The organism is Streptomyces sp. NPDC058257 (assembly GCF_042881845.1).
Taxonomy (GTDB): Bacteria; Actinomycetota; Actinomycetes; order Streptomycetales; family Streptomycetaceae; genus Streptomyces.
In genome coordinates this window covers 717,163-742,409 of sequence record NZ_JBHVXJ010000002.1, presented here as the reverse complement: position 1 = coordinate 742,409, position 25,247 = coordinate 717,163, and the positions used below count along the sequence as shown (strand labels likewise).

Genomic DNA, 25,247 nt, shown 5'->3' with positions numbered 1-25,247 from the left:
CAGGACACGCTCGCGTTCAGCCGTCCGCCGCCAGAATCAACCCCGACGTGGGCACACCGGTGCCCGCGGTGACGAGCGTCCGCGCCGCTCCCGGTATCTGGTTCACGGACGTACCGCGCACCTGTCGGACCGCTTCCGCTATGCCGTTCATCCCGTGCAGATACGCCTCCCCGAGCTGTCCCCCGTGCGTGTTCAGCGGCAGCGTCTCCTCGGCCACGAAGTCCGCCGCCTCACCCGGCCCGCAGAAGCCGAACTCCTCCAGCTGCATCAGCACGAACGGAGTGAAGTGGTCGTAGAGAATGCCCACGTCGATATCGGTGGGCGCGAGACCGGAGCTCCGCCACAACTGCCGGGCCACCACGCTCATTTCCGGAAGCCCGCTCAGGTCGTCGCGGTAGAAGCTGGTCATCTGCTCCTGCGCCCGGCCCGCGCCCTGGGCCGCTGCCGTGATGACGGCGGGCGGGTTCGGCAGATCCCGGGCCCGCTCCACGCTCGTCACGACGATCGCCTGCCCGCCGTCGGTCTCCTGGCAGCAGTCGAGGAGCCGCAGCGGCTCGACGATCCAGCGCGACGCGGCGTGATCGGCGAGCGTGATCGGCTTCCCGTGGAAGTAGGCAGCGGGATTGGTCGCCGCGTACTTCCGGTCGGTGACCGCCACATGGCCGAAGGCATCGGGCGTGAGGCCATAGGTGTGGAGATAGCGCTGGGCCGCCATCGCCACCCAGGAGGCCGGGGTCAGCAACCCGAACGGCAGGGACCAGCCGAGCGCCGCGCCCTCCGCCGACGGCTCCCGGTGCTGCACGCCCGAACCGAAACGCCGTCCCGACCGCTCGTTGAACGCGCGGTAGCAGACGACGACTTCGGCCACCCCGGTCGCCACCGCGAGCGCCGCCTGCTGGACGGTCGCGCAGGCCGCGCCGCCGCCGTAGTGGACGCGTGAGAAGAACGAGAGCTCCCCGATCCCGGCCGCCTGCGCGACGGTGATCTCCGGGTTCGTGTCCATCGTGAACGTGACCATGCCGTCGACGTCGGCGGGCCCGAGACCGGCGTCGTCGAGCGCCAGGCCCACCGCCTCCACGGCGAGTCTGAGCTCACTGCGCCCCGAGTCCTTGGAGAACTCGGTGGCCCCGATCCCGACGACGGCGGCCTTCCCGCCGAGGTGGTCGCCCCTGCGTACGCTCATGCCGCGCTCCCTGCCGAGGCTTCGTCGCCCGAGGCCCCGCCCGTCACCTGCACCGGCGCCGGAACCGGCACCGTCACCGTGACGGTTCCGGTGACGTGCTTGCCGATGCTGTTGGCCCCGGTCACCTTGACCGTGGCCGTGTCGCCGTCGACCTGCTCCACGGAACCGGTGAGCACCATCGTGTCGCCCGGATAGTTGGGCGCCCCGAGGCGGATCGCCACCTTGCGGAGGGTCGCCCCGGAACCGAAGTGGTCGGTGATGTACCGGCCGACCAGGCCGTTCGTGGTCAGGATGTTCATGAAGATGTCGGGGGAGCCCTTCTCCTTGGCCGCCACCGCGTCGTGGTGCACGTCCTGGTAGTCCCGCGACGCGATCGCACCGGAGACGATCAGCGTCCGGGTGACCGGAATGGTGAGCTCCGGCAGCTCGTCACCGACCCTCATGCTGTCTCCTCCTGCACGAACTGCGTGCCGGGGTCGCCCTGCACGAACTGCGGGCTCGGGTCGCCCTGCGCGAACTGAGCACTCGGGCCCTGCGCGAACTGCGTGCCCGGACTACTCGGGTTACTCGCGCTGCTCGGGCCGCTCGGGCCGCTCCGGCTGGCCCGCTCTATCAGATCGCCCATCTCTTGCAGGACTTCACTCCCGCTGCCCAGGTACGCGTCCAACTGCCGCCCCCACAGAAAATGCCGGTGTACGGGATGGTCGAGGTCGGCCCCCATGCCGCCGTGCAGATGCTGGCCCGCGTGCACGACGCGCTTGCCCGCCTCCGACGCCCACCACGCGGCGGTCAGCGCATGCGTGCCGTACGGCAGCCCGGCGTCACGCCGCCAGGCCGCCTCGTACGCCGTGACCCGTATCGCCTCGGTGTCCATATGCGCGTCCGCCGCCCGGAGCTGGACCCCCTGCTTGGCGGCGAGCGGGCGCCCGAACTGTTCCCGCTCGTTCGTGTGGGCGACCGCGCGGGCCAATGACCCCGCGCACACCCCGGCCTGCAGCGCGGCGAAGGCCGTGCGCGCGGTCGCGAGGACGTCCTCGTACGCTCCCCGCCCTCCGATCCGCTCCCCAGGGGTGCCGTCGAGCACCAGCCGCCCCGCCGCCCAGGGCGCGGTCAGCTCCACGGGTCCGGTGCCCGCGTCGGCCACCCGCACCCTCCACAGGCCGTGGCCGCCCCGCGGCGCCGGGTCGCGCACCGCCACCAGGACCTCCGTGGCATCCCGCAGCCACGGCACCCAGGGCACCACCCCGGTCAACACTCCGGCTGATCCGCCGGCCGACGCCGACGCCGTCCCCTCCACCTCCACGGAGGCCACCACGGAGGCCACCACGCCACCCCGCGCCGGGAACGCCCCCGTCGCGACCGCCGTACCGTCCCGCAGCCCCGGGAGCAGCCGCCCCCGCTGCTCCCGGGTGCCATGCGCCGCCACCGCGAGCAGCCCATAGACGCAGCTCGCCGCGAACGGCACCTGCGCGGTCACCCGCCCCTGTTCCTCTAGCAGCAGCACGAGTCCGAGCAACCCGACATCCTCCACCGCGCCCGGCAGGCCCGCCGCGCACAGCGCCTTCCACAGCTCGGCGTCCGACCCCGTCCCCGCCGCCGCGAGCCGCTCGGGCGTGGACAGGTCCCCGAAGATCTCTCCGGCGAGGTCCCGGGCGGCGGCCTGCTCCTCCGTAGGCGTGAAGTCCATGTCAGACCCCACCCCCTGGCATGCCTTCGACGGCCCTGAACACCGGAAGTTCCAGCTCCGCGTCCACCCGCTGGAATGCGAGCCGCACCGGCTGCCCGATCCGCACCTTGTCGCTCGGCACGCCGACCACGTTGCTGACCATGCGCACGCCCTCCGCCAGGTCGATGAGCCCGACGGCGTACGGCGGGTCGAAGGCGGGGAACGGCGGATGGTGCATGACGACGTACGAGTAGACCGTGCCCTCGCCGCTCGCTTCGACCGTGTCCCAGACGAGCGACCCACAAGCGTTGCAACCCGGCAGCCAGGGGAAGCGCAGTGCCCGGCAGCCGCCGCAGCGCTGGATCAGGAGCTGGTGGCGGGCCACGCCCTCCCAGAACCCGGCGTTGTCGCGATTGATCACGGGGCGGGGCCGCTCGCCCTTGGTCCTCCGCCGCTGCGCGGGCGCGTACTTGAGGATCCGGAAGCGGTGTGTCCCCGCCGGTTCGCCGCCCGCTCTGACATCCATCCGGGTCGTGACGAAGTGGCCCGTCCCCAGCTTCGTCGTCTTGCGCTCCGACACCGACTCGATGACCGCGTCGAAGGTGATCTCGTCCCCCGGCCGAAGCGCCCGCTGATACTCCTGCTCGCAGTCCGTGGCGACGACCGAGGTGTATCCCGCGCCGTCCAGGAGCGCGAACAGCTCGTCGTACGCGGCCGAGCGCCCCTGATGCCCCGAGAGACCGCCCATCGTCCAGGCCTGGAGCATGGTCGGCGGCGCGATCGGATCCGCCCCCGCGTAGAGCGGATTGGTGTCCCCCATGGCCTCGCACCAGTGCCGGATCATCGGTTCGTTGACCGGATCCTTGCCCGCGCCCGACGTGGCGGCCGCCCGCCCCTCGAACGCCTTCAGCGTCTCGTACGAGAGATTCGAAAGATACGAAAGATCAGTCACCGCCGTCCCCTCCGCATCCCGAGGCGCATCGTCGCCACGATCTCCCGCTGCACCTCGCTCACCCCGCCCCCGAACGTATTGATCTGGGCCGCCCTGTTCATCCGCTCCAACTCCCCCTCACCGCCGGTGCCGAGCGCCAGGGAGCCGGGCGAACCGGCCCGCACCAGTCCCGCCTCGCCCGTCACTTCCTGGCATATCCGGTACACCTCCACGGCCGATTCGGTCCCCGCGAACTTCACGCCGCTCGCGTCTCCCGGCGCCAGGACGCCCGCCCCGACATCCCCCACCAGACGCCAGTTGAGCAGGCGCGTCGCCGCGAGGCGTGCCTGCGCTTCGGCCAGTCTCGACCGGACCCACGGGGCGTCGATCCGGCGTTCGCCGGTCACCGGGTCGGGCGTACGGGCGAAGGCGAGGGCCGCATCGTAGAAGTCCTCGGCCTGCATGCCGATCGCGGCGAGCGCCACCCGCTCGTGGTTGAGCTGGTTGGTGATGAGCCCCCAGCCGCCGTTCTCCTCGCCGACGAGGTTCGTGGCGGGCACGCGGATACCGTCGTAGTACGTCGCTGTCGTCGTCAGGCCGCCCACGGTCTCGATCGGAGTCCAGGAGAACCCGGGCGCGTCGGTCGGCACGAGGATGATCGAGATGCCTTGGTGCTTGGGAGCTTCGGGGTCGGTACGGCAGGCCAGCCAGATCCAGTCGGCGTTGTGGGCGTTCGACGTGAAGATCTTCTGCCCGTCGACGACCCACGCGCCGCCGGGTGTCCCGGTGTCGCGCACCGCCCGCGTCCGCAGCGAGGCCAGATCCGTACCCGCCGAAGGCTCGCTGTACCCGATCGCGAAGACGAGATCGCCGCTGAGGATGCGCGGCAGGAAAGCGGCCTTCTGCTCCTGGGTGCCGTACTTCATGAGGGTCGGCCCGACGGTGTTCAGGGTGACCATCGATACGGGCGCGCCCGCACGGTAGGCCTCGTCGAAGAAGACGAACTGCTCGTCGGGGCCGCGCCCCTGCCCGCCGTACTCGACCGGCCAGCCGAGGCCGAGCATGCCGTCGGCCCCGATGCGCCGCAGCAGTCGGCGCTGCCCCTCCAGGTCGCCCCCTTCGGGCGGCCCTCCCGGCATCAGGTCGCGGAAGTAGGCGCGCAGTTCGGCGCGCAGCTGCTGCTGGCGTTCGGTGGGGGCGAGGTGCACGGCGGCGGCCTCTCCTTCGCGTACGGGCGTCGCACCGACAATGGTTTCTGACTGTCCGTCAGAAACTGTTCCGGTGTCAAGAGATCATGCGTACACAAGGTCGGATCGCCTCACGTGCGAGAGCCCCGAACGCGCCTGCGCGGCGGTGCAGATGCACCGCCGCGCAGATCGCCACCCACCCCATCGAGCGGACTCCAGGAGCTCATCCCCGTCCCGGAGCGCCCTCACTTCACCAGAGGTTGGTGAAGTTGACGGCGAGGTTCTCGTTCGACTGGTCGATCGCTGTGAAGGCCGAGCCGTTCACCTGCGCGGTGTTGTTCTGGTTCGAGGCGCCAGAGCCCACCGCCTGCTGCTGCGTCGTCGACGAGTTGCCGCTGTTGTTGCCCCCGACACCACTGCCGTTGACCGACGCCACGCCCGCATTCGATCCGTCGTTCGCGAAGGAGCCGTTGTCGGCTGTCGCGATACCCGTGAACAGTGCGGCGGCCAGGGGCAGGGCCGCGGCGGCAGCGATGACGCGGGCGGTACGGATGCTTGCCATGTCAATTCCTCCAGAACGGGGACACGCACCGGCGATGTTGCCGGGCGCACCTCAAGTGCGTTGTTTTCCAGGGCAGTTGGCCAACCGCCCCGAGGGGGTTCTGCACGACGTCGCGACTCCAGAGTTGCCCACCGAATCCCCGGCGAACCACCCCGGAAGCCCCAATTCCCCCGCAAGCGTGAGTACAAGGCGATAAACACGCCCCGCGCCCCCAAAGTCCCAGCTCAACCCCTAAAACCCCGCCCAAACCCAAGCGCCGCACGGGTTGAAGCGTTCCGCCGCTCCTTGAAGATCTGTGGTCGCACCCGCGTGTCGCCCGTGCGCGGCGCACGCCCCTCTTCCTTTCTTCGAACACTCGTACGAAAATGAAGTCATGGCCACCATCGACCGCCATGCCACGGCGCTCGCTCTCGCCCACGCCCTGTCCGCCGCCGAGCGCGGCCTCGCCGTCATCCCGCTCTCCCGCACCAAGCTGCCGGCGCTCCGCTCCCCCCACCACGACCAGCCGGAACCCGCCCCCTGCCACGGCGAATGCGGCCGCCCGGGACATGGCGTGTACGACGCGTCGACCGATCCGCGCCGCATCCGCGAACTCTTCGCCACCGCCCCCTGGGCCACCGGCTACGGCATCGCGTGCGGACTGCCCCCGCACCATCTGATCGGCATCGACCTGGACACCAAGTCCGGTACGGACGCTCCGGCATCCCTGCGGGAGCTCGCGCTGCGCCACCTGTTCACGATCCCGGCCACGGTCGTCGTGGCCACCCCGAGCGGCGGCCGTCACATCTGGCTCACGGGCCCGCCGGACGCCGTCGTCCCCAACTCCGCCGGCCGTCTCGCCCCCGGAATCGACATCCGGGGCGCGGGCGGCTACCTCGTCGGCCCCGGGTCGCGCACCGAGCACGGCGTCTACAGCACCGTGGCCGGCACCGCCCATCTGCCACCCGCGAGCTGCCCGCCCGCACTGCTGCGCCTGCTCACGCCCCCGCTCCCGCTCCGTACCCGGCGGCTCTCCCCTCCACAGGCATCGGTCCCGCGGGGCCACGGTCTGGTCCAGTTCGTGCTCGCGGCGCACGAGGGCCAGCGCAACACCCGCCTCTTCTGGGCCGCTTGCCGCGCCTACGAGAACGGCATCGGTGAGTCCCTGGCCGGGGAACTCGTCGACGCCGCGCTCCAGGTCGGCCTCACGGAACGCGAGGCCCGCTCGACGCTCGCGTCGGCGGAGCGGCTCACGGGGCACGGGTGACACAGACCCGGCGCGGACGCGGTAAGGGACGCCCGCAATAGCGGACGCCCCTTACCGCACACATCCCCAGCCGCGCGCTGCCCTAGCCGAGCATCGAACGCACAGCCGCACGGTCGATGTTCGTCAGAGCGCGGACCAGCTTCGGGGTCAGGAAGACGATGACGAGGCCGACCAGCGAGGCACCGGCGATCTGCGCCGGCGACTCCAGGTAGAACTCGTGGCGCTCGCCGCCGGAGGTGTAGTCGAACACCCGGTAGCCGGGCCAGTCGACGTACCGCGGGAAGACCCAGGTGTACGCCGGGAGGAGCGCGACCACCCAGCCGGTGACCAGGAAGGTCACGCTGAGGACGAAGGACACGATCCGCGTCGGGAACGTCACGACCTGGAAGAGCAGCGCCCGCCAGCCCGCCCCGTCCGCGAGCCGTGCCCGTATCCCGGCCCACGCACCCGCGTCCTGCGGCTTCTTCACGGCACCGGGACCGGCGACCTCGATCCCCAACTGCGTCCGCGCCCGCCCCCGCTCGGCGGCCCCGAGCCCCCGCGCCCCGGCAAGCGCGGCAGCAAGGACCGGCAGTCCGAGCACGGTGACGAACAGGCCCGTGCCGAGCGCGAACATCGTCACGGCGAAGGCGAAGCCCACGATGGCGATGGGCAGCGAAGCGACGGTGTAACCGATCTCCCGGTATGTGGCGGCGGCGAACGGCGCCCGCCAGAAGCCCGGGGAACTCGTGGGGCGCACGGGGGAGGGAGCGGCTGCGTACCGCAGTGCACTGGTGCTCATGACGGGCCTCGAATCTTCGCGGTGGGGACGTACCGGGGACGTGCCCTGCTGATGTCCTCCAGGTTCGCGAATCCGAGCGGCCCGCGACATCCGGTGCCCCGGTCTCTCCGGGGTGTTGCTGGCACCACCCCCGCCGCCGCCGCCCCCGTCGCCGCCGCCCCCATCGCCGCCACCCCCTGTGCCACCCGCCCCGGAGCAAGGCAAAGGGTGCCTCTCAGTGAGAGGCACCCTTTTGGCCGACAGCACGCCGGCTTCCCTCGGTGAGCGCTCGGCCCACAGAAAGGCCGGGCGGAGACGAGGAACCGTCAGCCGTCGTAGCCGTCGAAGCCGTCGAAGGCGCCGTCGAGGGCGGTGCCGTTGCGGTACCCGCCGTCCGCCTGACCGGCGGTGGTGATCCCGTAGGGGCCACCCATGTTGGTGAAGCTCTGGCCGGCGTGGCGGCCCTCGCTGAAGGTGGTGCTGTGGTCGTCATCGGCGACGGCCGGGCCCGCGGCCAGGAATCCGGCGACGGTGGCGACGGCGAGGGCAGATGCGATGCGCTTCAACACGAGTTTCTCCTCTGAGACGAATCCAGTGATCCCCCGCAGAGAACGAGACCGTACTCGGCCCGCACCTCCTCCTAGGCACGCCGGGCAACGGCCACGTGGAGTACTACGTTCATCCTTTCATCCAACGCGACTTGGGCAGCTCACGAGCCGCGCACCAACGGACAGCGGCGGCGAGCCACCTGAAAAGCGAGAGCCTCCGACCGATTCAGCTGGTCAGAGGCTCTTCACTGCTGCGGTGGGTGTGGGATTTGAACCCACGGTGACTCTCGCCACGACGGTTTTCAAGACCGTGCGCGCTTCCAGCCTCGCAGGCACTCTGACCCGCGAATATCCGAACTATCACCAGTGACGTGCGCCCCTGTGGTCCACGCCTGGTCCACTGGCTCCAGCCCAGGCGCTACTCGGCCAGCCCCGACCGCTTGGCCATGGCGAGCAGATCGGGCCGCGCTCGCTGATGAAGCACGAAGAGGACTCGTAGGACTTCTCGGCTCATGGGGTGGATCTCCGCCATCTGGGGGGCAACCTCGAACGCCTTCTTCAGGGCCTCCTCGGCGCCTTGAATGTCGTTCTTCCCCAGGCGGGCGCGCGCGACGTCGATGAAGAGGCGGCCGAGCCTGTTCGGCGTTAGTGCAGATGGGGGCTCGACCATGAGCGGATTGGACATTGTCACGGCGTCGTCGAGCTTCTCAAGCTCGATGTGTGCGGCCAATTCGTAGAGCGCTGTGTTCCCCTCTCCGAAGGTCAGATTGTGGAGGATCACATCGTTCGAGACCGTTTCGGTGTGACGTTTCGCCCCGCGAAGATGGTCAGCGGTGGCGTTCTTGTCCCTGTGGCGAGATGCCAGCACGATCCCACGCAAGTGGAGTGAGCCCAGCATTATGGCCGCCTCGCGGCCCTCTCCGGGCGCCTGCTCGTACCGGGAGATTGCTCGCTCGATGATGGCTAGTCCGTCGTCGTACTGGCCTGCGGATTGGTAGGTGCCCGCTTCGTTCCAGGCTGCGGCTGCCTCCGCGTCAGGATTCCAGGTCTGCTGAGCAGCCCACGACTGGCGAGAGACGATCATGTCCGCAAGGTCAGGTTGTCCGAGCCGATGAGCAACCGCATAGGCGCATCCGTACACGTCGGACACGTACCCCCAGGCGGTTGCGTCACCGCCTGCGGTGAAAGCGGTAGCCGTCACCTCTCCTAGCAGCTTGGGGAGAATCCTCAGAAGTTCGAGGTACCGGGCTTCCTCGCGCAGGCGTGACGCCTTCGCTAGCTGCTCCTGCAAGGTGATCGGCTCGGGTACGTCCTCGCGCGGGAGGGTGTGACGACGCACCGCCGTTCGAAGGTCATTGAGCCGATCGGACTGCTCCGAGGGGTCACTGAACGGCTGGCCGTAGATGCGCGCCGTCGTGACATGGAGAGCCTTTGCAGCAGCAGCAGCGACGGGTGGAGTGACCGGACGCTGGCACGTCTCGATCTTGGACAAGTACGACAGCGAGATGTTCATCTCTCTGGCCATCTTGGTCTGTCCGATGCCCCGCACCTTGCGCAAGACCGAAATGTTTTCGCCTGCTGAGGGTGTGCTCTCCATGTAGTCACTCTTCCACGTCAAGGTTGACGACGGCACCAACTCGACCTTGGCGCAATGTAGTTGTGCAAGCCGTGTGTGAACTGATCTTGATCCTGCGCAGTTTCATCATTACTGACAGCTAGACCACGGCGACAGAGGAGCAACTTCCATGAAGGCTTGGTGGATTCTCGCAGGCAACCCCCAGGACGACAGCGACAGCGGCAACAAGCATGGCGGCGGCGGCTCGGACGAGGGAGGCAACTCCAGCGACGGTCAGGGCCCGGCGGACGGTAAGTGACCGTGGCGAGCCAAGAGGAAGCCGCGCTCGAAGCCTCCCCGGACACACTCGCCGTCAAGCTGCTCGAAAGCGGTGCGCTGTCGTCGGACTGGCTTCCCGCATACAAGGCCAACCCCCGAGAGGGGTTTGTCCCTGACGACATCTGGCCTGGCAACGCCGGGGGGAACCGTCAAGGGGCGCGGGTCCGACGTTCCAACGACCCGATGACCTGGTACCGCGTCGTCTACAGCGATGTACCGATCACTACGCAGTGGGACGACGGCAGGTATGCCGGGCCCGATAAGGGGCGTGCTCCGACCTCGTCAATCTCTATGCCGACGATGGTGTTCACCATGCTCGATGCGCTCGACCTTCAGCACGGCCACAAGGTGCTCGAAATCGGCACCGGACGGGGATGGAACACCGCGCTGCTCAGCTACCGAGTTGGGGACAAGAACGTGACCAGTATCGAGAAGGACGACGTCCTTGCCGAGGATGCGCGAGTGCGCCTCAACTGCTCAGGGTTCAGCCCGGACCTTGTCGTTGGGGACGGTGAGCGCGGCCACGGCACGAACAGCCCTTATGACCGGATCATCGCAACCTGTTCGGTCGGGGCGATCCCTTCGCAGTGGATTGGCCAGGCCCAACCCGGGGCAGTCATCGTCGCTCCCTGGGGCCCCCAGTACGGAGGCGAAGCCCTCGTACGTCTGGAGATCGACGAGCGGGGAACGGCGTCTGGGAACTTCGTGGGCTCCTCGGCATTCATGCGGATGTCCGGGCACCGGAAGTCGCTCACGGCACCGCACAAGCGCCTGAACCGTGCGGAGTGGCCGGGCGGCGCCCGCCTCACGTCCTCGTCCCTCTCACCGGATGACGTGGGGGACTGGATCCACATGTTCGCCATCGGCATCCAGGTACCCGACCTGTATTGCAAGGTCGAGTTCACCGCGAAGGACTCCTACCGGCTCTGGCTGGCAGACACGTCAACGGGTAGCTGGGCCTCGGCTGACTACGCCAGCGGCCTGATCGAATACGCGGTTGCTCAGGATGGACATCGTCGCCTCTGGGACGAGTTGGAGGCTGCTTGGAGATGGTGGGACAACCAGGGTCGACCGGGCTTCAACCGGTTCGGAATGACGACCACCGGGGCCGAGAACTACACGATCTGGCTCGACTCACCCGACAACCCAGTACCGACACAGGTTGGGGCAGAACAGGATGCTCGCCGCTAGAGGTTCAAGCCGGAACGAGCCAACCAGTCATCCGAAGTGCGTGAACTGCACAGCGCTCATCCTGTGGGACGCGCAAGAGGGAAGTGACTGCATCTGGTGCAAGAAGCCGATCAACAAGAAAGAGCTCACCCCGACCGACGGGAACCCTGGAAGGTCGATCGATCGGGGCGAGTCCACCCACCCTCAACAAAGGGAGTAGGCATGTTGAGAGTACAGCCGCTCGCCACCACGCCGCCTTGCCCGCCGAACCCGGACCCGGTCCCACCAGGCGGCCCACTGCGGCTTTCAAGCGAGACGTCTCACGGCGCACTGATCGCGTCAGTAGGGCGATGAGTCATCCAGAGAGGCCACAGCGACGAGCCTTGCGAGGCTGGAAGGTCACTTCCGATGGCTGGGGTATGGGCCTCGTGCTCGGCTTCGTGATCTGGGCATCTGTCATGGCGATCCCGCTGTCTCTGGCCTGTGGCGCGCGCCCATAAGTCCGTACCCTCCCACGGGATTTCGTTCCACTACGGCCCTGTGAGAGGGAACCAACTAGCTCCCGTCCCGTATCGGTGGCTTTCCTCGTAACCCGGTGCGGGATGGGCCCTCCCCCTCGTAACTCAGAAACGACATCTGCCCCCGGCGGTCCGACCTCTAGCAGGTAGGACCGCCGGGGCTTCGCCGTTTGCTGGCCCGGGGAGCAGCGCGCTGACCCACGCGGCCGGCCGTAGCGGCTTTGGCCGGTGTCCTGTTCGGGTTGGGGTCGGGCATGGTCAGGGGGCCGTACGCTTCCCGGCAACTCGGGCAGGCTTTGCGCCTGCCCGGAATTTGAACGAGTGGCCCCCTGGCCTTGCCCGACGCGGGCCCCGGCCCGAAGAGGTGGCTAAAGCCGTGGAGGCCGTCCGCCCCAGCCACGGGACCTCGGCGAGCACGGCGAGTGGTCACCGCGGATTCCTGCTGACCCTGGCGAGTTGGGCGCGCTGGGCTTGGCCGTGTCTGCCTCGGTGGTGCTCCCACTGCGTCTGGCCGTCCTGTTCGGCTGCGACTGATCGGGGTTCTGCCTGGGTTCTGCTGCCCGCTTCTTCTGGCTTGCGGCGCGAGTGGCGGGGGCGTCGCGTAGCGGGGCGGCAGACAGGAGTGAAGCGGCGGCACGGCCGCCGCGCCGCGCGGCCCGCGATAGCGGACCGCCTTGAATCCGGCGTCTCCCCGGCAGAGGTCGCCCGCCGCGCTGGCCACAGCATCGCGGTCCTCTTTCGCTTCTACGCGAAGGCCATCCACCGAAGCCAGGATCGGTCGAATCGCCAGATCGAGCGGGCTCTAGAGGCAGCAGAGGAAGAAGACTGACGCCCGGCCCCACGCGCTCCCCAGGCGCCGTCCTACGCCCACATCGGGCAGGGCGGCGCCTCTTGCGTTGGTGGGCCGTTTGAGCCGCGCCAGCAAATCTTGGACGCGCACCGGCATCTAGGCGTGGTGAGGCTCTAGAACGGCGGGAGTCCGTCACCGGAAATGGGCAAAGAGGCGAACTCCTCTTCGAAGGCGTGCGTAGCGTCACGAGGCCAGATGGGACGCGTTTGGTCGTCCGGCAGTCGAAGCCGAAGATCGTCGCTCTTCTCTATGGCGTGCATCAGCTGAGTCGGTACGTCGTGGAGAGTGCCGTCCCACTGACGGTTGTCGCGGGGGCCGAAAGCCCTTAGATCGGCCGTTACCTCGATCTGCTGCTCACCCACTATGAGCGTGGCTGTGCCGTGGTAGGTCATGCCCCCAGAGTGCTCCTCGTGCACGGCAAGCGGCTACAGGAACGTACCAACCGCTGGCCCACACATGACCCAAAGCCCCAGGTGAAAGGCGCCGTTCGGGCTCCATCTTGGTCCACGCCTGGTCCATACACACTGGTCAAAGGCGTGACAGTCGCGGATCAAGGTGAGACACGCCCCACGAAAGAAGGGCGCCTCTCAGTGAGAGACACCCTTCTGACCAGCACACACGCTGACCTGCTGCGGTGGGTGTGGGATTTGAACCCACGGTGACTCTCGCCACGACGGTTTTCAAGACCGTTCCCTTAGGCCGCTCGGGCAACCCACCCCGCATCGCCCACCAGGGGCGAAGCGGCTACAGCGTACCCGCATGGGGCTATTGGCAAAGACCCTGGCCCACAGGGCGGCCACGGGACAGCTGTACCGGGGTTCTCGTCATCCGCAAAGAGAAGGGCAAAAGCGGTGTCCGGCGAACCGATGAAGAGTAGTGTCCCGGACACGGAGGGTGATCTTCTTTATGGGCCGGTCCGTCCGTGCGGCACGTGGCCTGCTTCGGCGTACCGGGGGACGAGGATGAGCAGGGAAGCGAAGATCACCCACACTTTCGTCGAGCTCGCCGACACCATGGCGGACGACTTCGATGTCATCCGCTTCGTGGAGCAGCTGGCCTTCCGCTGCTGCGACATCCTTGACATCGCGGACGCCGCTGTCCTGCTGGCCTCCCCGGAATCGCATCTGTACAACCCGGCAGCCCGCGGCACCGATCCCGCACGGGCCGCGGTGCTCGATATGGCCATACGCGAAGGCCCCGCCGTCGACGCCCACCGCACTGCCACCGCCGTCACCCCCAGGTACCTCGGCGGTGCTCCCGCCGCCTGGCGCGACTTCACCTTCCAGGCCCGTGCCGCCGGCTACACCTACGCCGGTGCCGTGCCCCTGCGGTTACGCCAGGAGACCCTCGGCAGCCTGCTGCTTCTGCGCACCGGCCATGCTCCTTTGCCGGTCGCCGACCCCTCTCTGGCACAGGCGTTCGCCGACGCGGCCGCCATCGGCCTGCTCCACGCCCGCGTCCTGCGGCAGGCCGACACCCTCAACGAACAGCTCCGTACCGCCCTGCACAGCCGCATCCTCATCGAACAGGCCAAAGGCTTCCTCGCCGCCCGCCGCGGCATCTCCCCCGCCGAGGCCTTCGAGACCTTGCGCCGCCACGCTCGCCATCACCGCGTACGGCTGGCCACCGTCGCCCAAGAGGTCATCGCCGTACGGGATCTCCCCCACGCACCGTCTGCCGTCGGCGATCCAAGCCGGACGCGTCGGGCACGTGAGTAAGGATGCGCTCAGGGACCTGTCGCACGGTCCGAGGCTCGGCAACTGCTGAGGAGGCATGATGCCCAACTCGGTCGACCGCTTGGAGATCGCCAACTCCTTCGAGCGTTGCGAGCGACTGTGCCGCCTGGCCCAGGAGGCGTTCGGCAGGGCCCGCCAAATGCAGTCCGACGCGGTGGAGATGCGGCTGCAGGCCGCGCAAACCCGCGCGGACCGACAGCGGCGGTTCGCTTCGCCCCTGCGCGAGGACCGCGCGGCTGAGTCCGCTCCGCCCGGCGCACCCCTGCCCGACAGCACGCCGCCTGCCGTACAGCTCACCGCCCTGGCCGCCTTCGTGCACGCCCGCTTGGACGAGGAGGCGGCTTCCGCGGACCTGTTCCACGAAACCGGCTGCTCGACGGCCGCCGTGCCCGGCGGCCACGGACCGCCCGCATGCGGCTGCCGCACCCCGCATCGCATGCACCGGAAGGTCGCTGCCCGCCGGAGCATCGCCCACATCAGTGAGACCGCCGTCCGCGAAGCCGACCACGCCACCCCGGGCTGGCCCCGCAACGAGATGGACGCACTGCTGGATCTGCGGATACTCGCCGTGGACTACGAGCTGCACTCGCTGTGGCAGGAGGAATGGCGGCCATGACGTTCACAGGCCGCAAGCCGCAAGCCGCAAGCCGCAAGCCCTGGCAGCTGCCCGGCAGGCCACTTCGCGGTGAGTCGACGCGTCGGCCTCAGGGGCCGTTCTCCCCACACCACCGCTCAGAGCGGTGGTGTGGGGAGGGGACAGGAGTGACAGGTCAGCTCTCGCCCTTGCGCTGGCCCAGGACCACGTCGACCTTGTGCTCCTTGCCGTCGCGCTTGTATGTGATCTCGACGGTGTCGCCCGGCTTGTGGGTCCAGATCTGACCGATCAGGGTCGGGCCGCTGTCGATCACCGTGTCGTCCAGCTTCGTGATGACGTCGCCGGGCTTGAGTCCCGCCTTGGCCGCGGGGCCGTTCGGAGTGACCGCCTGTGAGTCGCTCGCGCCCTTCTGGGAGATCGTGGCGCCGCCCGAGCCCTCTTCGAGGGAGACCGACGCGCCGATCACGGGGTAGACGGCCTGGCCGTTCTTGATGAGCTGCTCGGCGACGTACTTGGTCTGGTTGACCGGGATCGCGAAGCCAAGGCCGATGGAGCCGGACTGGCCGCCTCCGCCGCCGAGGCCGCCGCCGCTCTCCGCTGGCTTGATCGCGGAGTTGATGCCGATGACCGCGCCGCCCGCGTCGAGCAGCGGGCCGCCGGAGTTGCCGGGGTTGATGGAGGCGTCGGTCTGCAGGGCGCTCATGTACGAGCTCTTGTTGCTCGCGCCGTCGCTGGAGGTCACCGGGCGGTCCTTGGCGCTGACGATGCCGGTGGTGACCGTGTTCGAGAGGCCGAAGGGGGCGCCGATGGCGATCGTCGAGTCCCCGACGGCCACCTTGTCGGAGTTGCCGAGGGGGAGCGGCTTCAGATTCGACGGCGGGTTCTTGAGCTTGATGACCGCCACGTCATAGCCCTCGGCGCGGCCGACCACCTCGGCGTCGTACTTCTTGCCGTCCGAGAACGTCGCCGCCAGCTTGCCGCCTTCGGCCGCGGAGGCCACGACGTGGTTGTTCGTGAGGATGTGGCCCTGCTTGTCGTAGACGAAGCCGGTGCCCGTGCCGCCTTCGCCGTTGCCGCCCTGGGCCTCGATGGTGACGACGCTGGGCAGTGCCTTGCCCGCGATGTCGGCGACCGTGCCGGGGTCGCGCTTGAGGTCGGCCGGGGTGTTCGACGCGGAGACCGTCGTCGAGCCCGTGCTGTTGTCGTTGCGCTCGGCGGCCCAGAAGCCGATGCCACCGCCGACACCGCCGGCGACCAGCGCGGCCACGAGCACCGCGGCGATCAGGCCGCCGCGGCGGCCCGCGGGCTTGGGCTCCTCCGGGTGCTGCGCCGCGTACGACGCGCCCCAGCCGGATCCCGAGCCGCCGTCCTGGGCGTACGAAGGAACGGCGGGCGGCGGCGGAGGCGGCCAGGCTCCGGCCCCGGCGGCGTGCGGGGGCGCGCCGACGGAGGCACCGGCGTGCGCGGGAGCCTGGTGCGCCGCCGGGTCCTGGGCGTACCCCGCGGAAGACGGCGCCGCGGGATCGGGCACGGGGGAAGCGGGCGGTGCGGAAGCGGGCGGTGCGGAAGCGGGCGGTGCGGGCTCGGCGGAAGCTGCGGGGGTTTCCACCGGCACAGGAGGCGCTGACGGGGCCGGGGGTACCTCGTTGCCCTCGTTCTCGGTGCTCACAGCTCTTCTCCTCGGTCCACGCTGTCGTTCTCGGTCACGGCCTGGCTGTGCCAACTGTGCATGTGTCTGCAGTCAGCTTTTCCCATGGGCTGTCAGGGCACCATAAGCCGATCCTGTGGATCCGGCTCTGTGTGCGCCACCCCTTGGGCACGCTGCGGGTACCCCGTGATGGCACCATGACGCGGTGACCCTCGCACGACAGCACCAGATCCAGGTCGTCGCCCACCGCGGAGCCTCCGAAGACGCGCCCGAGCACACGCTTGCCGCGTACAAGAGGGCGGTCGAGGACGGTGCCGACGCTCTCGAATGCGATGTACGCCTCACCGCCGACGGGCACCTCGTCTGCGTCCACGACCGTCGCGTGAACCGTACGTCGAACGGCCGGGGAGCCGTGTCGGCCCTGGAGCTCGCCGACCTCGCCGGCCTCGACTTCGGCTCCTGGAAGAACGACCACGGTGAGGCCGACGAAGGCCCCGACTGGGAGGACACCTCCGTCCTCACCCTGGAGCGGCTGCTCGATCTTGTGGCCGAAAGCAACGCATCGGGGCGCAACGTCCAGCTGGCCATCGAGACCAAGCACCCCACTCGCTGGGCGGGCCAGGTCGAGGAAAGGCTGCTTCTTCTACTGAAGCGCTTCGGTCTGGATTCCCCGCCCGCCGACGGCCCCTCTCCCGTACGCGTCATGAGCTTCTCCGCGCGCTCCCTGCACCGGGTGCGGGCCGCTTCGCCCACCCTGCCGACCGTCTATCTGATGCAGTTCGTCTCGCCGCGCCACCGCGACGGCCGCCTCCCCCAGGGCGTTCGGATCGCCGGTCCTGGCATGCGGATTGTCCGCAATCACCCCGCCTACGTGGCCAAACTCAAACGCGCGGGGCACCAGGTGCACGTGTGGACCGTGAACGAGCCCGAGGACGTCGAGCTCTGCGCCGAACTCGGCGTCGACGCCATCATCACCAATCGCCCCAAGCAAGTGCTGTCCCAGCTGGGCCGCCGCTAACCGCAACCTCGTCGATTACGGGGTGTACACCGGCGCGTTCGTTCCGTATTCGATCGTTACGAGTGCGTCACCGCACCCGGATTGGCCGGTTTCCGGTCCAGTCCATTGGGGCATTCACACCGTGGCGTGGGGCGAAGGAGGTCTCGGGGGTGGCGTTGGTGGTGGCACGGGAGGTGCCCGCGTCGTCGAGCATGGCCGTACCTCATGGCCCGTCGGGCGTGGGGGAAGCAAGGCATCGGATGCGTGATCAGCTGCGCATGAACGGGATGCCTGAATCGGTCGTCGACGATGCCGTACTTGTCCTTTCGGAATTGCTCAGCAATGCCTGTCGGCACGGCAGGCCGCTGGGCGAAGGAATGGTGGGCGACGGTGACGTCAGGGCCGCCTGGCACATGGACACGACGGGACGGCTGACGGTCGAGGTGACGGACGGCGGCGGCCCGACCCGCCCCGTTCCCGCCACGCCCTCGGTCACCGCGCACGGCGGTCGCGGGCTCAACATCATCACGGCCCTCGCCGACGCGTGGGGCGTGCGCGACGACACCCACGGCGAGGTCACGGTGTGGGTCGTCGTCCACGCGGGTCACCGTCACGAGGACTTCGCTACGCGCGTCGTGCCCCCGTCGCGCGCCGCGATACCGGACCTCGCGTACGCGGACCCCTTCGACGACCGCGACTGATCGACGGCCATGGGGCTGATCGACGACCGCGACTGATCGACGGCCATGGGGCTGATCGACGACCGCGGCTGACGGCCTCGGCACAGACCCCGGCCCACGGCCTCGGCCCACGGCCTCGACTTGGCTCGGCCGACGCGGACCGGCTCAGGCCGATTCCCGACCCCCTGTGGGTGAGCGACTAGGCTCGCGCCCGTACGCCCAAGACGTACGAAGAGCCACGCTGGAAAGCCGCATCCGGGAGACACCCAAGATGGCCAAGAAGCGCCCTCAGACCAAGGGCAAGCAGCCGCAGCTGACGGACGGGCAGGTCCCTGTCGTCGGTGCCCGCGAACCCTGCCCCTGCGGTTCGGGCCGCCGTTACAAGGCCTGTCACGGCCGGGCCGCCGCGCACGCGGTGACCGAACTGGTGCAGCGCCCCTTCGAAGGCCTGCCCGGCGAGGGCGACTGGGTGGCTCTGCGCGAGCTCGTCCCGGCGGCGACCGTCGAACTGCCCCTCAAGGACGGGCTGCCGGACGGTGTGCCCTCCGTGTCCCTGGCGACCGTCCTTCCGATGGCCTGGCCCGCGCTGCGCCGCGACGACGGCTCGGTCCTGCTCGGCCTGCAGAACGACACCGCGTCCGGCGACATCAGCCGCGACCTCGCCGACACCCTCCAGCGCGCCCTGACCGCCGAGCCCGGCTCTCCGGTCCAGGCCCGCCGCGCCCCCGCCGACGGACCGCGCCTGCAGGACGTCCTCGACCCCGACGGCGTATTCCAGCCGATCGTGCACGCGGGCTTCGAGTTCTGGGTGCCGGACTCGGAGAACGCGTCCACGGAGGTCTCCGCGTCCCTGGAGCGGGCGAACGCCGCCGCGATCCCGACCGTGAAGCTCTCCGGCGTGGACTCCGCGTACTGGTGCGAGACCCCGGAGAAGAACCACCTGCGCTGGGTCATGCCGCACCCCGAGGAGCAGCTCCTCGACGCGCTCGCCCGGCTGCACGCAGCGGGTAAGTCGAGTCTCGGCGAAGGCACCCGTCTGGTCGGCTCCTTCCGTGCGCACGGCCTGACGGTGCCGGTGTGGGACCTGCCGACCGGAATGGGCGCCGAGGACATCGAGAAGCCCGCCGCCGAGTTCGCCGAGCGGCTCGCGACGGCACTGGACAGCGATGCCCCGCTCACGCCGGAGGAGCGCCGGGCCCGCGGCGGTCTCACCAACCGCCAGGTGACGCTGAGCTGACCCACCAGTCAGTCGGTCGGGGGGCGTGACTCCTGTCACAACTCCCCGTCGTCGCAGGTAAATCCCTGTCTGGATATCCGAGATCGAATTTGCCCAGAGCAGATCTCTTGTTACCGTTCAGATAGCCCGGTTGCTGGTGCATCCCCCGTCGCCAGCAACCGGGCGCTTTCATGTCCGGCCCTCCGCCCGGTCTGACCTGCGGTATCAACTGGCCGTCGACCGCCCGGAGTTGCTTCCGGAGCGCAGGAGCAACGGTCCGCCACTCCCGTCGGCGAACTCCACCACCGCCGAATACGCCTCCGCATTCCCCGTCGCAGGCTCCCGCGGCGTCTCGCACGCCCCCGGCTCATCCGCCGCGCCCACCGCGCAGTGCATCTGCACGGTGCGTCCGCCGGGGCCCATGAGAGTCAGTACGGCGTCCAGCTCGTCGCCGGTCGTGTTGCGGTAGTACGTGCGCCCCCAGGTGTCGTGCCCCTGGGTCAGGACACAGGTCTGGGCTTCGATGCCCTTGGGCGAGGTGAGTTCGGGGCCGCATTGGGCGGCGCCGTCGAGGCCGAGTCCCGAAAGGAGCGACGAGCCCTCCGTAGAAGGCCGTTTCGAGGTCGGCTTCTCCGTAGAGGGCCGTTTCGCGTCGGGGTCCGGCGCCGCCGCCGGTGCCGCGTCCGCCTGCCGCTCCAGCGGCTTGGCTTCGGCGTCACCGTCGCCCACGGGTCCCGCGGACGCGCCGGCGAGCGGCAGGAGAACCGTAATGGCCACGACGCCCATGAGCGCGATCAGGCGGGGGTTCATGGGCCCTGACATTAACGACGTTTGATGGGCGTCCGGCGCGCCGCACGCCCATTTCCCCTACAACTCGGGCGCGCTCACACCCGTACGAGTGAGGGCGTCCACCACCGCGTCCACCACGGCCTCGACATCGGGCACCCACGGCGCCGCGGAACCGGGCAGCGGAGCGCGCTCCCAGGTCACAGGACCCTGGCCCGTCCCGGAGGGGGGCAGGGCGAGATATCCGCCCTCTCCGTGGAAGCGCAGAGAACCGGGGACGTAGTCCTTGGCGTACAGCAGTTCGCCCAACTGCTCCATGGAGTACGGCGCGACGAGCAGGAAGAGGCGGGCGGGGGTCGCCACGACCGGGCCGAGCCTGATGCCCGTCTGGTCGAGCGCGGCCAGGGCGCGCGCACCCGCGATCGCGGGCAGGCTGACGGCGCACGGAGCGCTGCCGCCGGTCGCGAGCACGATGGGCGCGTCCGGGCGGTTCGTCCACCACCAGCGCACCATGCGCTCGTCGGTCGTCGCGGCAAGGAGGCCGGGATCGAGAGGATGCGCTCCTGGCACTGTGCAGTCGAGGTCGGGGCAGGTGCAGCGGGTACTGTCTCGCCGGTCGAGCCCGACGCCCGGCACCACGGACCACTTCCATGCCGTCGTGCAGGTCAAAGCCGCGCCGAGCAGACCGGGACTCTGGTCAGACTTCCTGCCGGTGAGCCTGGACAGGAGCCTGCGTCGCCTTCCGAGGATCTCGCGCATGAGCGCTCGTTCCTTTCCGTTTACACGCCGAGGAACACGGCGGGCCACATCACACCATGTGTGGATCACTTCGCTGTGCGTAGAACTGGCGCATCACACCCCAGCCTGCGGCATGGGGAACCCCTAGGGGCCGAGCGTTAGCGTGGCGTGGGGTGGCGGTGCCTGGCGTTTGCTGTCCCGCGTACTTTTCGCCGCCTCCCCCACGGGAGGATGGGGCACGGTCGTCGTGAGTTAAGACGCCCGGTTCCTTCACCAGGTTCCGGGCGGATCTCAACTGCCCCTGGTCATCACCGAGTACGTACCCATCACGGCCGCTGTGACGCGCCTCCCGAGCCTGAGGGCTTGAGAGGTACCCCCTTGTTGAACAAACTCAGTCGATCGCAATAGACCGCCGCCTCGGGCGCTTTTGAGCCAAGTTAACAAGATCGCTGATATGCCACAGAACTCCCACGGACACCACGAATCCCAGCCGGACAATGCTGGACATCCCCTAACCAGTGCGTGTAGATGTGGAGAACATTGCTAGCGGCGCAGAATGACATGGGGGTTTGCGATGCTATTGAGCAATACGCACCGGCCGGAAAGCCGTCAGCCATGAACCCTCCGCATCTTCCGAAAGTGGCCGGAATCGATTCAACTGTTCCGCCACAAGACCACACTGTCCCGCCCGCACCACAGGCCCAGGGCGCACCGACCCTCATGATCCAGGACCGGCTCGCGGGCTGGGTCTCCGATCTGACCACCCTGCAGGAGCTCACGGAGCGCCTGGCCCGGACGGTCACCCTCGACGAGGCCCTGCACGAGCTCCTGCACGCCGGAGCCGCCCTGGTCGGCGCCCGCCGCGGCCTGCTCGTCCTGGAGCCCGCCGACCGGCTCGGCCCCGACACCACCATCGGCCTCGGCCTCACCCGCGCCGACCTCGGCCACATCGAGACGGTGCCCCGCGCCGCCACCGCCTTCGGGCGGCTCCTCGACGCGCCGTCCGCGCCGCCCGGCGCCGAGACCGAGATCGTCAACGCCGATCTGCTCGCCGACAGCACCCTCGACCCCCGCCACCGCGAGGTCGCCACCCGCCTCGGCTACGCCGCGAGCTACGCGCTGCCCCTGACCTCCGAGGCCGCGGGCCGGATCGGCGCCGCCGTCTGGCTGTACGACGAGCCCGCGGAACCCGGCGAGCGCCAGCGCCACCTCGTCGGCCTCTACGCGCGCCAGGCCGCCGAGCACCTGGCGCGGCTGATCGAACTGGACCGCGCCCGCACGACCGAGTCCACCCTGCGCGAAGAGCTGCTGCCCTCACGCCTGCCGCGGGTCGCCGGGGTGCGGCTCGCCGCCCGGCACCGCACCCGCGCGCGCGGAGGCGGCGACTGGTTCGACGCCCTGCCGCTGCCCGACGCGGCGCTCGGCCTCGCGGTCGGCTCCGTCACCGGGTCGGGACCGAGCGCCGTCGCCGCGATGGGACGCCTGCGGGCCTCCTTGCGCGCGTACGCCGTGATGGAGGGCGAGGACCCCGTCGCCGTACTGTCCGATCTGGAGCTGCTTCTCAGGCTCACCGAGCCCGCGCGGTCGGCGACTGCCCTCTTCGCCTACTGCGAACCGGCGCAGCGCAAGATCATCCTGGCGGGAGCGGGGCACAGCCCGCCCCTGGTGATCGGCGAACGGCGCACGGAGTTCGTGGAGACCTCTCTCTCGGCGCCGCTCGGGATGCTCGCCTGCTGGGAGGCGCCGAGCATGGAGTTCAAGACCGAGCCTGGAGAAACGGTGCTTCTCTACACGGACGGCCTGCTGCACCGCACCGGCGACCCGATGGACCGGGCCTTCGCGCGGCTGCACGCGGCGGCGGCGAGCGTGCCGAGAACGGTGCGCGACGACCCGGACGCGCTCGCCGATCACGTCCTGCGGACGATGCTGCCGGACGGGCTCGACACGGTCGACAGCGACGAGGACGTGGTTCTGCTCGCGGCCCGCTTCGAGTGACGTCCGACGGCCCGCTCCGAGTGACGTCCGGCGGCCCGCTCCGAGTGACGTCCGCGATACGGCATGTAATGGGCCTTCCGGCTCTGGGCCCCCTTCCGTACGCCCGTACGATGGAGGGGGTCCAGTGTCGTACATAGGAGGCAGATCGTGTCGGAGGAGCTCATTCGGGAAAACCCGGAGAACCCGGAAGACCTGGAGATCGAGTCCGAGGAAGAGCCGATCAAGCAGCGCAAGAACGGGCTGTACCCGGGCGTCTCCGACGAGCTCGCCGAGAACATGAAGTCCGGATGGGCCGACACCGAGCTGCACGACCTGCGGCCGATCGCCCAGGCCGAACACACCTCCGAGCGCCGCGCGGCGCTCTCCGCGCGCTTCCCCGGCGAGCGTCTGGTGATCCCGGCGGGCAATCTCAAGACCCGCTCGAACGACACCGAGTACGCCTTCCGCTCCTCCGTCGAGTACGCGTACCTGACCGGCAACCAGACCGAGGACGGCGTCCTGGTCCTGGAGCCCACGGACTTCGCCGACGGCACGAGCGGCCACGAGGCCACCATCTATCTGCTGCCGCGCTCCGACCGCGAGAACGGCGAGTTCTGGCTGGACGGCCAGGGCGAGCTGTGGGTCGGCCGCAGGCACTCCCTCACCGAGGCCGAGACGCTGTACGGCATCCCGGCGTCCGACGTGCGCGAGCTCGCCGACCGGCTGCGCGAGGCGACCGGTCCCGTCCGGGCCGTCCGTGGCTACGACGCCGGTATCGAGGCCGCTCTGACCGACAAGGTCACCGCCGAGCGCGACGAGGAGCTGCGCGTCTTCCTCTCCGAGGCACGGCTGGTCAAGGACGAGTTCGAGGTCGGCGAGCTGCAGAAGGCGTGCGACTCGACGGCCCGCGGCTTCGAGGACGTCGTACGCGTCCTTGATAAGGCCGAGGCGACCAGCGAGCGCTACATCGAGGGCACGTTCTTCCTGCGCGCCCGCGTCGACGGCAACGACATCGGTTACGGCTCGATCTGCGCCGCGGGCCCGCACGCCACGACGCTGCACTGGGTGCGCAACGACGGCGCCGTGCGCTCCGGGGAGCTGCTGCTGCTCGACGCAGGTGTGGAGACGCACACGTACTACACCGCCGACGTGACGCGGACGCTGCCGATCAACGGCCGCTTCGACGAGTTGCAGCGGAAGATCTACGACGCCGTGTACGAGGCCCAGGAGGCCGGCATCGCGGCGGTGCAGCCGGGCGCCAAGTACCGCGACTTCCACGACGCCGCACAGCGCGTGCTCGCCGAGAGGCTCGTGGAGTGGGGGCTCGTCGAGGGGCCGGTCGAGCGCGTCCTGGAGCTGGGTCTCCAGCGCCGCTGGACCCTGCACGGCACCGGTCACATGCTCGGCATGGACGTCCACGACTGCGCGGCCGCGCGCCGTGAGACGTACGCCGACGGTGTCCTGGAGCCCGGCATGTGCCTGACGGTCGAGCCCGGTCTGTACTTCCAGGCGGACGACCTGACGGTGCCGGAGGAGTACCGCGGCATCGGCGTGCGGATCGAGGACGACATCCTCGTGACGGCCGACGGCAACAAGAACCTGTCGGCCGCGCTGCCGCGGCGTGCCGATGACGTCGAGGCGTGGATGGCCGAGCTCAAGGGCTGAGCGTCCCGCGACCGGGCCTCTTCTTAAGAACCGGGCCTCTTCTTAAGAAGGGGCCCGGTTCTGCGTTTCCGGAGCCTGGCGATCTTCTCCGTGGGCTCAGCGCTCGTCCTCGCCCGCCACTTTGGCGGTGCTCAGGGCGATGCGGTTCCAGGTGTTGATGGTGAAGATCAGGGCCAGGACGTGGCCCAGCTCCGTCTCGTCGAAGTGCGCGGCCGCGCGGGCGTAGACGTCGTCCGGGACGCCGCCCTGGTGGACGAGCGTGACGGCCTCGGTCAGGTCGAGCGCCGCCTGCTCCTTCTCCGTGAAGAAGTTCCTGGCCTCGCGCCAGACGCCGATCATGTGCAGCCGCACCTCGTCCTCGCCCGCCTTGCGTGCGTCGGAGGTGTGCATGTGCAGGCAGTAGGCGCAGCCGTTGAGGAGCGACGCGCGGATCTGGATCAGCTCGACCAGGGCCGGGTCGAGGCCATCGCGGGCGGCTGCGTCGAGTCCGATCACGGCCTTGAACGCCTTGGGGGCGGCCTTGGCGAAGTTGAGGCGGGGGGCGTGGGTGTGGGGCGGCACGGAGGTCTGTGCGGCGGCCTGCGCGGCGGCCTGCGTGGCGGCCTGCGTGGCGGCCTGTGCGGCGGTCTGCGTGGTGTTCTCGTTGTTCGTCATGACCATGAATCTACGGGCCGGAAAGACCTCGACTAGGGTGCAT

24 protein-coding genes and 2 tRNA genes are annotated in these 25,247 nt (G+C 69.4%); 10 read left to right on the top strand and 16 right to left on the bottom strand.

What is annotated here, in order from left to right; all coding sequences use genetic code 11:
• Positions 1–16: 16 nt before the first annotated feature.
• The 6 genes from ACFVXC_RS08805 to ACFVXC_RS08780 form a co-directional block, all read right to left on the bottom strand.
• Positions 17–1,183, bottom strand: coding sequence for a lipid-transfer protein (locus ACFVXC_RS08805; RefSeq protein ID WP_389902925.1), 1,167 nt, complete (start codon positions 1,181–1,183; stop codon positions 17–19).
• The gene (locus ACFVXC_RS08800) at positions 1,180–1,626 is read right to left on the bottom strand and encodes a MaoC family dehydratase (protein WP_389902922.1); all 447 of its coding nucleotides are present in this window, start codon (positions 1,624–1,626) and stop codon (positions 1,180–1,182) included. Before ACFVXC_RS08800 ends, ACFVXC_RS08805 begins: the two co-directional genes overlap by 4 nt.
• Positions 1,623–2,870 (bottom strand): acyl-CoA dehydrogenase family protein, encoded by a 1,248-nt coding sequence (locus tag ACFVXC_RS08795; RefSeq protein ID WP_389902920.1) that lies wholly within the window; start codon positions 2,868–2,870, stop codon positions 1,623–1,625. Before ACFVXC_RS08795 ends, ACFVXC_RS08800 begins: the two co-directional genes overlap by 4 nt.
• A 1-nt stretch (position 2,871) precedes the next feature.
• The gene (locus ACFVXC_RS08790; RefSeq protein WP_389902917.1) at positions 2,872–3,801 is read right to left on the bottom strand and encodes a bifunctional MaoC family dehydratase N-terminal/OB-fold nucleic acid binding domain-containing protein; all 930 of its coding nucleotides are present in this window, start codon (positions 3,799–3,801) and stop codon (positions 2,872–2,874) included.
• Positions 3,798–4,988, bottom strand: coding sequence for an acyl-CoA dehydrogenase family protein (locus ACFVXC_RS08785; protein ID WP_389902915.1), 1,191 nt, complete (start codon positions 4,986–4,988; stop codon positions 3,798–3,800). The genes ACFVXC_RS08790 and ACFVXC_RS08785 overlap by 4 nt, the downstream gene beginning before the upstream one ends.
• A 229-nt stretch (positions 4,989–5,217) precedes the next feature.
• Complete coding sequence (locus tag ACFVXC_RS08780; protein ID WP_389902912.1) at positions 5,218–5,529, bottom strand: hypothetical protein; 312 nt, start codon at positions 5,527–5,529, stop codon at positions 5,218–5,220.
• A 373-nt stretch (positions 5,530–5,902) separates the two neighbouring features.
• Between ACFVXC_RS08780 and ACFVXC_RS08775 the strand changes: the two genes are divergently transcribed.
• Positions 5,903–6,775 (top strand): bifunctional DNA primase/polymerase, encoded by an 873-nt coding sequence (locus ACFVXC_RS08775; RefSeq protein ID WP_389902910.1) that lies wholly within the window; start codon positions 5,903–5,905, stop codon positions 6,773–6,775.
• 82 nt (positions 6,776–6,857) lie between these two features.
• Here ACFVXC_RS08775 and ACFVXC_RS08770 read toward each other — a convergent pair whose 3' ends face one another.
• From ACFVXC_RS08770 to ACFVXC_RS08755, 4 genes are all read right to left on the bottom strand, one after another.
• Complete coding sequence (locus ACFVXC_RS08770; protein ID WP_389902907.1) at positions 6,858–7,556, bottom strand: sensor domain-containing protein; 699 nt, start codon at positions 7,554–7,556, stop codon at positions 6,858–6,860.
• 305 nt (positions 7,557–7,861) lie between these two features.
• Entirely contained in the window at positions 7,862–8,104 is a 243-nt protein-coding gene (locus ACFVXC_RS08765; protein ID WP_389902905.1) for a hypothetical protein, read from the bottom strand.
• A gap of 236 nt (positions 8,105–8,340) precedes the next feature.
• Positions 8,341–8,414, bottom strand: a tRNA-Ser gene (locus ACFVXC_RS08760).
• An 87-nt stretch (positions 8,415–8,501) separates the two neighbouring features.
• Entirely contained in the window at positions 8,502–9,680 is a 1,179-nt protein-coding gene (locus tag ACFVXC_RS08755; RefSeq protein ID WP_389902904.1) for a helix-turn-helix domain-containing protein, read from the bottom strand.
• A 148-nt stretch (positions 9,681–9,828) separates the two neighbouring features.
• Here ACFVXC_RS08755 and ACFVXC_RS08750 point away from each other — a divergent pair, with 148 nt between their 5' ends.
• Both ACFVXC_RS08750 and ACFVXC_RS08745 read left to right on the top strand, forming a co-directional pair.
• On the top strand, positions 9,829–9,957 hold the full coding sequence (locus ACFVXC_RS08750; protein WP_389902903.1) for a hypothetical protein: 129 nt from the start codon (positions 9,829–9,831) through the stop codon (positions 9,955–9,957).
• Complete coding sequence (locus ACFVXC_RS08745) at positions 9,954–11,168, top strand: rRNA adenine N-6-methyltransferase family protein (RefSeq protein WP_389902901.1); 1,215 nt, start codon at positions 9,954–9,956, stop codon at positions 11,166–11,168. Before ACFVXC_RS08750 ends, ACFVXC_RS08745 begins: the two co-directional genes overlap by 4 nt.
• A gap of 1,460 nt (positions 11,169–12,628) precedes the next feature.
• On the opposite strand, the gene ACFVXC_RS08740 is transcribed toward ACFVXC_RS08745, so the two are convergent.
• The gene (locus ACFVXC_RS08740; RefSeq protein ID WP_389902900.1) at positions 12,629–12,907 is read right to left on the bottom strand and encodes a hypothetical protein; all 279 of its coding nucleotides are present in this window, start codon (positions 12,905–12,907) and stop codon (positions 12,629–12,631) included.
• Between the two features lie 240 nt (positions 12,908–13,147).
• Positions 13,148–13,232: transfer RNA gene (locus ACFVXC_RS08735), tRNA-Ser, on the bottom strand.
• Between the two features lie 245 nt (positions 13,233–13,477).
• Between ACFVXC_RS08735 and ACFVXC_RS08730 the strand changes: the two genes are divergently transcribed.
• Positions 13,478–14,233 carry an ANTAR domain-containing protein gene (locus ACFVXC_RS08730; protein WP_389902897.1) on the top strand — a complete coding sequence of 252 codons (756 nt, stop codon included), beginning with the start codon at positions 13,478–13,480 and terminating at the stop codon, positions 14,231–14,233.
• A 55-nt stretch (positions 14,234–14,288) separates the two neighbouring features.
• Complete coding sequence (locus ACFVXC_RS08725; protein WP_389902896.1) at positions 14,289–14,867, top strand: DUF6221 family protein; 579 nt, start codon at positions 14,289–14,291, stop codon at positions 14,865–14,867.
• A gap of 154 nt (positions 14,868–15,021) precedes the next feature.
• On the opposite strand, the gene ACFVXC_RS08720 is transcribed toward ACFVXC_RS08725, so the two are convergent.
• Complete coding sequence (locus tag ACFVXC_RS08720) at positions 15,022–16,515, bottom strand: S1C family serine protease (protein WP_389902893.1); 1,494 nt, start codon at positions 16,513–16,515, stop codon at positions 15,022–15,024.
• A 184-nt stretch (positions 16,516–16,699) separates the two neighbouring features.
• Between ACFVXC_RS08720 and ACFVXC_RS08715 the strand changes: the two genes are divergently transcribed.
• From ACFVXC_RS08715 to ACFVXC_RS08705, 3 genes are all read left to right on the top strand, one after another.
• Complete coding sequence (locus ACFVXC_RS08715) at positions 16,700–17,512, top strand: glycerophosphodiester phosphodiesterase (protein ID WP_389902891.1); 813 nt, start codon at positions 16,700–16,702, stop codon at positions 17,510–17,512.
• A gap of 62 nt (positions 17,513–17,574) precedes the next feature.
• Complete coding sequence (locus tag ACFVXC_RS08710; protein WP_389902888.1) at positions 17,575–18,192, top strand: ATP-binding protein; 618 nt, start codon at positions 17,575–17,577, stop codon at positions 18,190–18,192.
• Positions 18,193–18,442: 250 nt separating this feature from the next.
• Positions 18,443–19,408: a DUF5926 family protein gene (locus ACFVXC_RS08705; RefSeq protein WP_389902885.1), complete on the top strand. Its 966-nt coding sequence runs from the start codon at positions 18,443–18,445 to the stop codon at positions 19,406–19,408.
• A gap of 204 nt (positions 19,409–19,612) precedes the next feature.
• Here ACFVXC_RS08705 and ACFVXC_RS08700 read toward each other — a convergent pair whose 3' ends face one another.
• Complete coding sequence (locus ACFVXC_RS08700; protein WP_389902882.1) at positions 19,613–20,197, bottom strand: hypothetical protein; 585 nt, start codon at positions 20,195–20,197, stop codon at positions 19,613–19,615.
• Between the two features lie 57 nt (positions 20,198–20,254).
• Positions 20,255–20,932, bottom strand: a complete 678-nt coding sequence (locus ACFVXC_RS08695; RefSeq protein ID WP_389902880.1) for a bifunctional DNA primase/polymerase — start codon at positions 20,930–20,932, stop codon at positions 20,255–20,257.
• Positions 20,933–21,472: 540 nt separating this feature from the next.
• On the opposite strand from ACFVXC_RS08695, the gene ACFVXC_RS08690 reads away from it, so the two are divergent.
• Entirely contained in the window at positions 21,473–22,906 is a 1,434-nt protein-coding gene (locus tag ACFVXC_RS08690) for a PP2C family protein-serine/threonine phosphatase (RefSeq protein WP_389902878.1), read from the top strand.
• Positions 22,907–23,053: 147 nt separating this feature from the next.
• Positions 23,054–24,550 (top strand): aminopeptidase P family protein, encoded by a 1,497-nt coding sequence (locus ACFVXC_RS08685; RefSeq protein ID WP_389902876.1) that lies wholly within the window; start codon positions 23,054–23,056, stop codon positions 24,548–24,550.
• Positions 24,551–24,646: 96 nt separating this feature from the next.
• Here the strand turns inward: ACFVXC_RS08685 and ACFVXC_RS08680 are convergent, their stop codons facing one another.
• A complete protein-coding gene (locus ACFVXC_RS08680; protein WP_389902874.1) occupies positions 24,647–25,210 on the bottom strand; it encodes a carboxymuconolactone decarboxylase family protein in 564 nt (187 codons plus the stop codon).
• Between the last annotated feature and the right edge of the window lie 37 nt (positions 25,211–25,247).